The organism is Marinovum sp. 2_MG-2023 (genome assembly GCF_030548265.1).
In the GTDB taxonomy this organism is placed as follows: Bacteria; Pseudomonadota; Alphaproteobacteria; order Rhodobacterales; family Rhodobacteraceae; genus Marinovum.
In genome coordinates this window covers 43,370-55,367 of sequence record NZ_JAUOSD010000007.1, presented here as the reverse complement: position 1 = coordinate 55,367, position 11,998 = coordinate 43,370, and the positions used below count along the sequence as shown (strand labels likewise).

Annotated in this window: 13 protein-coding genes; 5 read left to right on the top strand and 8 right to left on the bottom strand. The window is 61.0% G+C overall.

The annotated features are described in order from the left end of the window. Nucleotides 1-10: 10 nt before the first annotated feature. From Q4577_RS10170 to Q4577_RS10150, 5 genes are all read right to left on the bottom strand, one after another. The gene (locus Q4577_RS10170; RefSeq protein WP_303467678.1) at nt 11-397 is read right to left on the bottom strand and encodes a VOC family protein; all 387 of its coding nucleotides are present in this window, start codon (nt 395-397) and stop codon (nt 11-13) included. Then, nucleotides 394-1,215, bottom strand: coding sequence for an arginyltransferase (locus Q4577_RS10165; RefSeq protein ID WP_303467676.1), 822 nt, complete (start codon nt 1,213-1,215; stop codon nt 394-396). Before Q4577_RS10165 ends, Q4577_RS10170 begins: the two co-directional genes overlap by 4 nt. Before the next feature lie 128 nt (nt 1,216-1,343). Beyond that, a complete protein-coding gene (locus Q4577_RS10160; protein WP_244689799.1) occupies nt 1,344-1,781 on the bottom strand; it encodes an RDD family protein in 438 nt (145 codons plus the stop codon). 75 nt (nt 1,782-1,856) lie between these two features. Then, nucleotides 1,857-2,309, bottom strand: coding sequence for a DUF2852 domain-containing protein (locus Q4577_RS10155; RefSeq protein ID WP_244689797.1), 453 nt, complete (start codon nt 2,307-2,309; stop codon nt 1,857-1,859). A gap of 103 nt (nt 2,310-2,412) precedes the next feature. Next, complete coding sequence (locus Q4577_RS10150) at nt 2,413-2,889, bottom strand: YbaK/EbsC family protein (RefSeq protein WP_303467675.1); 477 nt, start codon at nt 2,887-2,889, stop codon at nt 2,413-2,415. Between the two features lie 155 nt (nt 2,890-3,044). Between Q4577_RS10150 and Q4577_RS10145 the strand changes: the two genes are divergently transcribed. After that, nucleotides 3,045-5,831, top strand: coding sequence for a glutamine-synthetase adenylyltransferase (locus Q4577_RS10145; protein ID WP_303467673.1), 2,787 nt, complete (start codon nt 3,045-3,047; stop codon nt 5,829-5,831). Beyond that, the gene (locus Q4577_RS10140; protein WP_244689793.1) at nt 5,828-6,091 is read left to right on the top strand and encodes a hypothetical protein; all 264 of its coding nucleotides are present in this window, start codon (nt 5,828-5,830) and stop codon (nt 6,089-6,091) included. Before Q4577_RS10145 ends, Q4577_RS10140 begins: the two co-directional genes overlap by 4 nt. A gap of 85 nt (nt 6,092-6,176) precedes the next feature. Here Q4577_RS10140 and eda read toward each other — a convergent pair whose 3' ends face one another. Continuing rightward, nucleotides 6,177-6,821: a bifunctional 4-hydroxy-2-oxoglutarate aldolase/2-dehydro-3-deoxy-phosphogluconate aldolase gene (gene eda / locus Q4577_RS10135; protein ID WP_303467669.1), complete on the bottom strand. Its 645-nt coding sequence runs from the start codon at nt 6,819-6,821 to the stop codon at nt 6,177-6,179. A gap of 101 nt (nt 6,822-6,922) precedes the next feature. Then, nucleotides 6,923-8,728, bottom strand: coding sequence for a phosphogluconate dehydratase (gene edd, locus Q4577_RS10130; protein WP_303467668.1), 1,806 nt, complete (start codon nt 8,726-8,728; stop codon nt 6,923-6,925). 190 nt (nt 8,729-8,918) lie between these two features. On the opposite strand from edd, the gene Q4577_RS10125 reads away from it, so the two are divergent. Next, the gene (locus tag Q4577_RS10125) at nt 8,919-10,112 is read left to right on the top strand and encodes an RSP_2647 family RNA methyltransferase (protein WP_303467666.1); all 1,194 of its coding nucleotides are present in this window, start codon (nt 8,919-8,921) and stop codon (nt 10,110-10,112) included. Next, nucleotides 10,109-10,648, top strand: a complete 540-nt coding sequence (locus Q4577_RS10120; RefSeq protein ID WP_303467664.1) for an RSP_2648 family PIN domain-containing protein — start codon at nt 10,109-10,111, stop codon at nt 10,646-10,648. Before Q4577_RS10125 ends, Q4577_RS10120 begins: the two co-directional genes overlap by 4 nt. A gap of 173 nt (nt 10,649-10,821) precedes the next feature. On the opposite strand, the gene Q4577_RS10115 is transcribed toward Q4577_RS10120, so the two are convergent. Then, nucleotides 10,822-11,502, bottom strand: a complete 681-nt coding sequence (locus Q4577_RS10115; protein WP_244689783.1) for a M48 family metalloprotease — start codon at nt 11,500-11,502, stop codon at nt 10,822-10,824. A gap of 43 nt (nt 11,503-11,545) precedes the next feature. Here Q4577_RS10115 and Q4577_RS10110 point away from each other — a divergent pair, with 43 nt between their 5' ends. Continuing rightward, the gene (locus Q4577_RS10110) at nt 11,546-11,977 is read left to right on the top strand and encodes a hypothetical protein (RefSeq protein ID WP_303467660.1); all 432 of its coding nucleotides are present in this window, start codon (nt 11,546-11,548) and stop codon (nt 11,975-11,977) included. Nucleotides 11,978-11,998 lie beyond the last annotated feature (21 nt).

Here is an 11,998-nt window from a genome sequence, read left to right as displayed (position 1 = left end):
AGTTTCGCACTCACGTGAACTGGATCAGATCCCAGCGATTGCCAAAGGGGTCGCGCCACACCGCAACCCGGCCATAGGATTCATCGCGGGGCGGCTCTTCGAATGTCACACCGGCGCGGGTCATCCGTGTATGATCGGCCGCGAAATCATCGGTTTGCAGGAAAAATCCAACACGACCGCCCGTTTGGTTCCCTACGGCGGCCTGTTGTTGGTCATCGACCGCGCGGGCCAGAAGAATTGCGGTCTGTGCGCCCTTGGGGGCAATCCGAACCCAACGTTTGCCGCCCCCCAAATCACTGTCTTCGAGCAGGTCAAACCCAACCGCATCAACGTAAAACGCAATGGCGGCATCATAATCCGGCACAACCAGCGCCACCAAACAGATATGGCGGCTCATCGCCCGCGCGGCCCAAGATCCGGCAAGGAAATATTGGCCACTTGTTCGGCAATTGGATCGGTCGAAAGCGGGTGATCGTCTGGCGAAAAGCCGTCGGGATTGTTCATTTTTTGCCAGATCCCGCGGCTATAAACCTCAAGCCCGGCGAATTTCGCCTTGTATCCCATCTTGGGTGATCCCGGCACCCAATAGCCGAGATAGACATAGGGCAGGCCGGCCTCGCGCGCGATGTCGATATGATCAAGGATCATATAGGTGCCAAGGCTCTGGCGGTGCAGATCGGGTTTGTAGAAGGAATAGACCATGCTCAACCCGTCATCCAAGACATCCGTCAGACAGACCGCCGTCAATTCGCCGCTGGCGCGGTCATCGTATTCCACCACGCGCGACCGGATCGGGGTTTCTTCGATCATGGCGGCGAATTCAAAGACATCCATATCCGCCATTCCGCCGGCTGCATGGCGGTTTTCCAGATAGATTCGAAACAATTCGTATTGTTCATCGGTCGCCCAGGGCGACGTCGCGCGCCGTTTCAAATGGGCATTGCGGCGCATCGTGCGTTTCTGGCTTTTGCTGAATTCGAAATCAGCCACGGAAATCCGGGCCGACATACAGGCATTGCAATCGGTACATGACGGGCGATACAACACGTTCTGTGATCGGCGAAACCCTTGTTTCGAAAGGGAATCGTTTAATCGACCAGCAGATTCCCCCTGTAATGCGGTAAACAATTTCCGCTCCATCCGGCCCTCAAGATAGGGGCAGGGTTGCGGGGCCGTTACATAAAATTGCGGCGCAAGGGGCAGAGTATGGCGCATTGGGTCATTCCTTGAATTCCCAAAGAATAACAATGAATCCGACCGCCGCCAAGCGGTTGGCTTTGGCGGCGGTGAAGTGGTGCAATATGTCGCGTTTCGTTTCGTTTCGTTTCGATTGCGATGGGGGCTTAGATCCGGCGGTTCAACATTACGGTGCCCAGCACCATATCTGTCAGGGATTGACCGCGTTCCGAGGTCAGCATCAGCACAACCGAAGCCAGCTGTGCCAGCGCCATCCCGAAGCTGAGGTAATAGCCCAGCGTGTGCAGGAACGCGCTGCCGATGTCCATGCGGTTGCCGGATGCGGTGCGCAATTCGACCGACATCACCCGCATTCCCAATGTGCCCGAAGATCCGGCAATGGTCAGAACACGATAGACAAATCCGATAGACGCATAGAGAAAAGGTAGAAAAAACAATCCGATAAAGGCCGTGAACGGCAGGATCAACAGGGTCATGCCCAAGATCATGCCAACATCAATCAACCAGGCCATCAGGCGTTTCGGGCTAATGTCGGCATAAAATTCCGGCTGGTACTGCGGATCGGGCAGGGCGGCGGTATGCATCAGGTTCTCCGTTGGAAAAAGGCGGCCCCGTGTGTCGGGGCCTGCCAAAGTTGTGAGGGTCGCAGACGCAGATGGTCAGGCGTCCTGGCGGCGTTCAGGTTCTTGCAGCTCCTGGCGGGTACGGCTTGCTTCATCGGCCCGTTCATCCATGAATTGGTCGAATTCGGATTTGTCTTTCGCGGCCCGCAAACGCTCAAGAAAGGCTTCAAAGTTTTCTTGCTCTTCCTGAAGCCGGCGCAGCGTGTCTTCCTTGTAGGCATCAAAAGCGGTGTTGCCCGAAGGTTTCATGGCGTTCCACCGGGCCGCGTGACGGCCGTGGCGTTGCGATTTGCTGCATTTTCCAAACATGCGTTTGCTCCAGATCATATAGGCAAGAAGGGCGAGGCCGACAGGCCAGAAGAAGATAAAGCCGAGGACCATCGCAGCAATCCAGGCACCTTTGCCCTTGCTGTCGAGCCAGGCCTCGGACCGCGCGAACCAGCTCTGGTTCGATCGGGTGACGGGAATATCAGTTGCGGCGGTTGTCATTTAGGCTCTCCGTTGTTGGCGGTTAATGTGAATGCTCTTCACATCACAACAGATGAGCAATCGCCGGTCTCTTTACAAGCCTCAATGTGAATGTTTATTACATTTATTTTGTTAACACAGTAAAATCAAATACTTGCGATCCGGTCACGGTCAAAAGATCCGCTGACCGCATGGAAAAAACATGCCGGGGGGTGCCGCCTGCGGCCCAGATCATGTCAAATTCCAGCAATCGCGCGTCCATGAAGGCCCGGATCGGGTTCAAATGGCCAAGCGGCGCGACGCCCCCAATGGCAAAGCCGGTCTGCGCCCGGATCAGGGCAGCATCGGCCTTGCCCAATGGCTCTGCCGCGAGGTGGCTGGCTTTGGCGACATCCACCTGATTGCCGCCGGCGGTCAGGAACAGGATTGCTGTGCCGCTGGTGTCGCCCCGGAAAATGATGGATTTGGCGATCTGGTCGATATGGCAGCCGACCGCATCCGCCGCATCCTGTGCCGTGCGGGCGGCGCCCACTTCGACGATTTCGGTGTCAATGCCCGCGGTGTCCAGCGCCCGCGCCACGCGTTTCAATGATTTGCTCATGTCGGTCCTTTGGGTTTTCTGCCAACGAACCCGGCAGTCGGGCAAAGGTCAAGCGGACCTTTCCCCCATCGAAAGACGCATCTTTCCGGGTGGCAGGCGTCTGCGGCCTCTGGACGCCACTTGACCCTTGCACAGCCACATGCGCAGATCAGGACATGACATTTGCCAATCGTATCACCCGCCTGCCACGCCCCTTTGAACCCGACCGAGGCCGGGAAACCCTTGCCCTGTTCCCGGACCTCTCTGGCGAGATTGCCGCGGTATTGGAGGGCGCGGGCGGATGCAGCCCCTACCTGAAACTGCTGGCCGATAAAGAGCGCGATTGGTTGCCGACCACATTTGACGATCCAGAGGCGGCAATCAAAACTCTGTTTTCAGAGCTGAAGACCGTTGCGCCGGACCAAATGGCCTCGGCGTTGCGGATGGGCAAACGCCGGGTGGCGCTGCTGGCGGGGCTGGCCGATCTGGCCGGTGTCTGGTCGCTGGAAGAGGTGACAGGCACGCTTAGCGATTTTGCCGATCTGGCGGTGCATCTGGCGATCCAGACCTGCGTCGGCCATGAAATCCGCCGGGGCAAATTGCCCGGCAAGACCGAAGACGATGCCGCAACCGGTGGTGGCCTGGTGGCGCTTGCGATGGGCAAGATGGGCGCAGGCGAGCTGAATTACTCTTCCGATATTGATCTGATCTGCCTGTTCGATGAAACGCAGTTTGACCGGGATGATTACCATGATGCCCGCGCTAGCCTGATCCGTGCGACACGCAAAATGTCGGCGATGTTGAATGACCAAACCGGCGAGGGCTATGTCTTTCGCACCGACCTGCGGCTGCGCCCCGATCCTTCGGTTACCCCGGTGTGCATGACGATGGAGGCGGCGGAACGCTATTACGAAAGTCTGGGGCGCACATGGGAACGTGCCGCCTATATCAAGGCCCGGTCCAGCGCCGGCGACATTGACGCGGGCAAGAGGTTCCTGGCCGAATTGCGCCCCTTTGTCTGGCGCAGACATCTGGATTTTGCCGCCATTCAGGACGCCCATGACATCCGCCTGCGCATCCGCGCGCATAAGGGGCTGGGCGGGCCGATCACCCTGCCGGGGCACAATATGAAATTGGGGCGGGGCGGCATCCGCGAGATAGAGTTTTTCACGCAAACCCAACAACTTATTGTTGGCGGACGTGATCCCGATCTGCGGCTGCGCGGCACTGTCGACGCGCTGGCCATGTTGGCGAAAAAGAAGCGTATTCCGACCGAGCTGTCCAAGGTTCTGACCGATCATTACCGCTTTCACCGCGAGGTCGAGCATCGGTTGCAAATGGTGGCAGACGCCCAGACGCAAACCTTGCCGAATTCGCCCGAGGGGCTGGCCCGGATCGCCGCGATGATGGGGCAGGAGCCTGACGCGCTGAAGGCCGAGCTGATGACCCGTCTGACCGAGGTTCATGACCGGACCGAAGGCTTTTTTGCTCCGGACACAACCGAAAGCCCGGCGGCAGAGCCAAAGGCGGATTTTGATTCCACAATCACCAAACGCTGGCGCAGCTATCCGGCGCTGCGCAGCCGGCGCGCGGTGGAAATCTTTAACCGGATCAGGCCGGAAATCCTCTGCCGTTTGGCCGAAACCGCGCGCCCGGACGAGGCGTTGAATGCGTTTGACGGATTCTTGTCGGGCTTGCCGGCCGGGGTGCAGTTGTTTTCGCTGTTCGAAGCCAACCCGCAACTGATCGACCTGTTGGTTGATATTGCGGGCACGTCGCCCGTGCTGGCGCGGTATCTGTCGCGCAATTCATCGGTGTTTGATGCGGTGATTGTCGGCGATTTCTTTGCTGAATGGCCCGGCGGCGCGGCGCTGACCGAGGAATTGGCGACCTTGCTGCGGCAGGAAGAAGACTATGAGCGCAAATTGGATACGGCGCGGCGTTGGGCCAAGGAATGGCATTTCCGGATCGGTGTGCATCATCTGCGCGGGCTGATTGATGCCGATCAGGCGGGTGCGCAATACGGCGCCTTGGCCGAGGCCAATCTCGCCGCGCTCTGGCCTGAGGTCGTGACGCATTTTGCCGCCAAACATGGGCCGCAACCGGGGCGCGGCGCGGTGGTGCTGGGCATGGGGTCATTGGGCGCGGCGCGGCTGACGTCTTCGTCGGATCTTGATCTGATTGTGATTTATGACGCGGATGGTGGCGCCTATTCCGAAGGCCGCCGCCCGCTGGCGGCGCGGGCCTATTTCGCGCGTCTGACCCAGGCGCTGGTGACGGCGATGACCGCACCCATGTCAGAAGGGCGGCTGTATGAGGTCGACATGCGGCTGCGCCCCTCTGGCACGCAGGGGCCGGTTGCGACCAGTTGGCAGAGCTTTTCCAACTATCAACAGAATGAGGCCTGGGTCTGGGAACATCTGGCGCTGACGCGTGCGCGCCGGGTGGCGGGATCGACGGAGCTGGGTGAAGATGTCGAAGCCCTGCGCCGGGCGCTTTTGGGCAAACGTCCCGCCGAAGAAGTGCTGGGCGAGGTGGCAAAGATGCGCAGGCGGATCGCAGCGGCCAAATCGCCCGATGGGGCGCTGGATGCCAAGATCGGCGCGGGCCGGATGTTGGACATTGAATTGATCGCCCAGGCCGGGGCGTTGATCGGTGGATGCGCCGCGCCGGGCACCATGGCGGGACTGGATGCGGCGGCGACGGCCGGGGTGCTGACCACGGCGGGGGCGCGGGATCTGCGCGCGGCCTATGATCTTCAGGGGCGGTTACAGATGGCGTCGCGTCTGCTCAGCGACAAGGCGCTGGCCGCCGACACCCTCAGCGGTGGTGGTGCGGCCTTTGTGTTGCGGGAAACTGGCGCCGACGCGATAGAGACACTGGTGGCGACATTGGCGGACCTGCGGCAATCGGCGGATCATGCGATCACATCCGCCCTGCCGGAAACGGAGGACAAGACATGAAAAAGGGTGACGCACTTGATCCGCGCGGGCTGATCTATGAAAGCTATCGCATGCGCGGCATTACCGAAGCTGAATGCCGGTCGATCTTTCTGGACTGGGCTTTGGCGGTGGATGCAGAGATCCAGGGGGCAATTGATGCGCTTTTGGACCGCTACGGCAATGACAATCCGAAACACCCAATGACCACAGTGCTGCGCGCGGGCCTGTCGCCGCCGGAAAAGGCCCGTCGCAAAGGCGGTTGGCGGTCGCGCAAAAGATGATGCCGTTTTTGGCGATGCCGCTTTAAACGATTTGGGGGCCGATCTGTTGCCAGATCGCCCCACATTTTTCGACATAGGTCTTGGATCAGCCGCGCGACAGGGCCGCAGCTTCGCGGGCCAGCGCCTCGATCCCGGCCCAATCGCCGGCATTGACCATGGACAGCGGGGCAACCCAACTGCCGCCAACGCAAAGCGTGTTGGGCAGCGACAGATAGCTTTCCGCGTTTTTCAACGACACGCCACCGGTGGGGCAGAACCGGATCTGCGGCAGCGGCCCGCCGATGGATTTCAATGCCGGCACACCGCCATTGGCCTCGGCCGGAAAGAACTTCTGCACCGAATAGCCACGTTCATAAAGCCGCAGCGCCTCGGATGTGGTGGCGGCCCCGGGCAGGGTGGGCAGATCCGCCGCTTCGACCGCGTCCAGCAACAGATCGGTGCAGCCCGGTGTGACGCCAAACAGCGCGCCGGCGTCTTTTGCGGCCTTGACGTCGTCCGGGGTGATCAGCGTGCCCGCGCCGACAATACCGCCCGGCACCTTGGCCATTTCGCGGATCGCGTCCAGCGCCGCGGGGGTGCGCAGGGTCACCTCAAGGGCGGGCAGGCCACCGGCGATCAGCGCCTCGGCCAGAGGGCGGGCATGGGCGACGTCCTCGATCACCAGCACCGGAACCACCGGGGCGCGGCGGCAGAGGTCTTCGGTTTGGAGGCTTGCTTCCTGCGGGGTCATGTCAAAATGGCCTTTCTAATGTGGATTGGCCCGATGTCTTGCGGTTGTCGCTGCCACCGGGCCATGCGTATTTAAAAAGAGAAGAAGCATATTTAGCGCTATCACACAACCACTGCCGCCCCGTTTGAGGCAAGGCCGACGTTGTTGCGGAAGGCTTCGAACAATTCACGGCCGACACCATGGCCATTGCCGGACAAATCGGCCGTGATGGTTTCGCGGCTTTCGAAATCATCGACCAGCGCCTCGATCCGGCCATTGGTGGCATCGACCCGCACAATGTCGCCATCGCGGAGCTTGGCCAGCGGCCCGCCATCGGCAGCCTCCGGGCTGATATGGATTGCCGAAGGCACCTTGCCCGAAGCGCCGGACATGCGGCCATCGGTGACAAGCGCGACCTTGTAGCCCCGGTCCTGAAGCACCGCGAGCGTTGGGGTCAGCCCGTGCAATTCCGGCATGCCGTTGGATTTCGGCCCCTGAAAACGCACGACAATCACGGTGTCGCCGGTGAATTCCCCGGCTTTGAAGGCGGCCTTGACCGAATCCTGATCGTGGAACACCCGGCAAGGCGCTTCTACGATATGACGTTCGGGGGCCACGGCCGAGACCTTCATCATGCCATGGCCGAGATTGCCATGCATCTGTTTCAATCCGCCTGTGGGCTGGAACGCGCGGCCCACCGGGCGCAGGATCTTTTCGTTCTGGCTTTCTTTTGAGCCGTCTTCCCACACCAAAGTGCCATCGCGCAGTTTCGGTTCCTGGGCATAGGCCGCAAGCCCGCCGCCGGCCACGGTGACGGTGTCGTCATGCAGAAGGCCCGCATCCAGCAATTCGCCAATCATGAAGCCAAGCCCGCCTGCGGCGTGGAAATGGTTCACATCCGCCAGACCGTTGGGATAGACCTTGGCCATCAGCGGCACGGTGTTGGAAATGGCGTCGAAGTCTTCCAGCGTCAATTCAATCCCGGCGGCACGTGCCATCGCGGGCAGGTGCAGCACAAGGTTGGTGGAGCCGCCGGTCGCCATCAGCCCGACAATGCCATTCACAAAGGCCCGTTCGTCCAGAACGTCACAGACCGGGGTGTAATCATTGCCAAGTGCGGTGATCGACAGCGCCCGTTCGGTCGCGGCATCGGTCAGCGCATCGCGCAGCTCGGTGCCGGGATTGATGAAACTGGTGCCCGGCAGGTGCAGCCCCATGAATTCCATCAGCATCTGGTTGGTGTTGGCGGTGCCATAGAAGGTACAGGTGCCCGGCCCGTGGTAGGAAGCCATTTCGGCCTCCATCAGCTTGTCACGGCCGACTTCTCCGGTGGCAAACTGTTGGCGCACCTTGGCTTTTTGGTCGTTGGGGATGCCGGATGTCATCGGACCCGCCGGAATGAATAGGCCGGGAATATAGCCGAATGTCGCCGCAGCAATGATCAGCCCCGGCACGATCTTGTCGCAGACCCCAAGGTAAACAGCGGCGTCATAGGTATTGTGCGACAGCGACACACCGGTGGCCAATGCAATCACATCGCGTGAGAACAACGACAATTCCATGCCGACCTGGCCTTGGGTGACGCCGTCACACATCGCCGGAACCCCGCCCGAGACCTGGGCCGTGCCACCGGCGCGGCGCGCGGCGGATTTGATCCGCTGGGGGTAGGTCTCAAACGGTTGGTGGGCCGACAACATGTCGTTGTAAGACGTGATGATCCCGAGATTGGGCACCCGACCTTCGGCCAGTGCGGCCTTGTCATCGGCATTGGCGGCAAAGGCATGGGCCTGGTTGCCGCAGGTCAAATGACCCCGGCGCGGGCCTTCCTCGGCGGCGCGGCGCATTTTGTCGAGATAGGACGCGCGGCGGGTTTCGGACCGTTTGCGGATACGGTCGGTGACATCGGCGATTGTGGCGTTGAGTGTCATGCTGGCTCCTGTCGGCGTGCATGGAATGGATCACGCCCAGAGGCGTGTTAGCGCTAACTTAATTTTCGTATACCCTGTGCGGATGCCCGAAATCAAGTTGTTTCCCCATAGATCGTAACACAGGGTCAGCCTTGGCGCGAGAGGCGGATCGGGGCTTTCCCCGGCGGGCGCAAAGCCCTATCAGGGCGTCATGACAGAGCTTCCCGTGATCCGCATGAAACCGAAATCCAACGTCCGTGCCATTCGACATGGCGCGCCTTGGGTTTTTGCCAACGAAGTTGTGACCGACCGGCGTACGCGGGGCATTGCCCCCGGCGCGCTTGCGGTGCTGGAGGATGCCGACCGCACGCCACTGGCGCTGGTCGCGGCCAATCCGAATTCCAAGATCATCGGCAGGGTGTTGTCGCGTGATCCTGCGGAGGTGGTCGATCAGGCCTGGTTCGAAGCGAAACTGCGCCGGGCGCTGGCCCTGCGGGAGCAGCTTTTTGACACGCCACATTACCGGCTTGTCCATGCCGAGGCGGATGGTCTGCCGGGGTTGGTGATCGACCGATTTGGCGACACGCTGGTGGTGCAGCCCAATGCCGCCTGGCTGGAGGTGCGGCTGGACGAGCTGACGGCCGCGTTGCAGGTGGTGACCGGGGCGGAAAATGTATTGAAGAACGCCTCTGGGCGCACCCGGTCGCTAGAGGGGCTGGATGACCTGTCTGCTGTTCTGGTGGGCGCAGCCCCCGAGGCGGCGCTGCCGGTGGTGATGAACGGCGCGACCTATCTGGCCGATCTGACCGGCGGGCAGAAAACCGGGTTGTTTTATGATCAACGCATGAACCATGCCTTTGCCAGCCGGCTGGTGGCGCCGGGGGCCGAGGTTCTGGACGTGTTTTCCCATGTCGGTGGCTTTGGTCTGGCGATGTTGGCGGCGGGCGCGGGGCGTGCGACCTGTGTCGATGGGTCTGCGCCGGCGCTTGATCTGGCCAAGGACGGGGCCGCGGCCATGGGGCAGGCAGATCAGCTGGTGATCCGGCAGGGGGATGCGTTTGATGCCCTTGCGGCCTTGGCCGCTGAGGGCGCGACATTTGATGTGGTGATCTGTGATCCACCAGCCTTTGCACCGTCGAAACCGGCGCTTGAGGCCGGGTTGCGGGCCTATGAACGGGTGGCGCGGCTGGCAGCGGCCCTGGTGAAGGACGGCGGATATCTGGGCTTGTGTTCCTGTTCACATGCGGCGGATCTGAATGGGTTTCGCACGGCCTGTATGCGCGGGATCGGTCGTGCCGGGCGGCAGGGCGCGTTGCTGCACACGGGCTTTGCCGGGCCGGACCATCCATTGATGCCGCAATTGGCGGAATCGGGGTATCTCAAAGCATTGTTCTATCGCCTATGAAGGTGCTGCTTGACGCCTGTGTGATCTTTCCGACGGTGATGCGCGAGATGCTTTTGGGGGCGGCGGGGCAAGGGGCGTTTACCCCGTTGTGGTCGGCCCGCATTCTGGAGGAATGGGCGCGTTCGACCCGCAAGATCGGCCCCGAGGCCGAGGCGCAAGCCCGGGGCGAGATTGCCATGATGGCCGTGGATTGGCCGGGCGCGGAGGTGGCATGGTCCCCCTCGCTTGAGGCACGGCTGTGGTTGCCGGACGGCAATGACGTGCATGTGCTTGCTGCGGCGATTTCGGGGTCGGCAGATATGATCTGTACCTTGAATGCCAAGGATTTTCCGCGTCAGATCCTGGCGGAAGAGGGGCTTTCGCGTCTGGACCCGGACGGGTTTCTGCATGGGATCTGGCAGGCGCAGCCGGATATGATGGCCCATGTTGCGGATCAGGTTCTGGCCAAGGCCCGGCGGCTGTCGGAGCATGATTGGCAGATGCGGCCCCTGTTGAAAAAGGCACGATTGCCGAGGTTGGCCAAGGCATTGGGCTGAGCCGAACGGGATTTGCCCTGCGCGCAGTTTCTTTAGCCGTGTTTATGGAAGTTTTCGTCACGCCGTGGCGTGCCGACAGGCCGGGGGGCCAGCCCCCCGGACCCCCCGGGATATTTATGGTCAGATGAAAACCCGGGGCGGATTTGGGTTTGATGATCGGTGATCTGGATGTTTTATTTCCAGCGACCTTCCAGTTTTTCCAGTGCCGCGACCCGATCGGCGGTTTTGGGGTGGCTCAACAGCCAGGCCGGGGCTGCACCGCCGCGACCGGCAGTCAATGCGTCCAGTTTATGGAACAGGCTGATCTGGGCCTGCACGCCGATTCCGGCTTTGGTCAGCAGGGCGGCGGCATAGGCATCCGCTTCGTATTCGTCGGATCGTGACAGGCGGGCGGCCAGGAGCGATGTCAGCATATTGGCGATCCAGACACCAATTCCCGGTAGGAACCGGCTGAGCACCATGCCAAGAGCGGTGCGCAGGGCGTTCTGACCGGAAAAGTCGATCATCCGGCGGCGGGAATGGCCAAGCGCCACATGGCCCAGTTCATGGGCGATCACACTGGCCAGTTCTTCGCCGGTCACCTCGCCATTGCGGTATTTGCGGTAAAAGCCACGGGTGATGAAGATCCGCCCGTCTGGCGCGGCCAGCCCGTTGACCGGATCAATTTCATAGATATGCACCCGGATGCGCGGCAAATCGAGCGCTTTGGCCATGCGATTGGTCAGCGCCATCAGGCCGGGATCGGCCAGTTCGGTTGATTTCTGGTCCAGCTCCTTGCGGGTGCGCCAGGCCGAGAAATGGTACATCGCCAATGCGTAGAGGATGGCCAGGAGGATTGGGGTGAATTTCAACATGTCCTAGATATGGGGCACCGGGCGGGGCTGGACAAGTTGCCACATGGGACGGGCTGTGAACTTTGGTCATGGTGAGGTCAGTGCAGGCAATTTCGGGTATCGGGTCATGAATTTCGTCTTGTTCACTGCCGCCGGGCTATCGCTGGTGTGGTGTTTGGTTCATTTTTTTGTTGGAGGGCGGGATGTTGCCAGACCGCTGCGCGCGGATCGGAGCCTTGATCCGATGGTGCGCGACGTTTTGTGGTTTTGTTGGCACATTGTGAGCGTGGTCTTGTTGTTGATGGCGGTGTTCTTTGGTCTTGATGCGGTTGGGCTGACCCAAGGGTTGGCATTGGCGGCGACCCTGTTGTCACTGGGCATCATGATGTTGGGCATTCTGAGCGTGCCGATGATTGGGCAAAGCTACCGCGTGGTGCCGCAGGGGTGGCTTTTTGTGCCGACAACTGTGCTTGGGGTTTGGGGTTTGCTGGGCTGAGACCGGGCGACATGGCGTTTC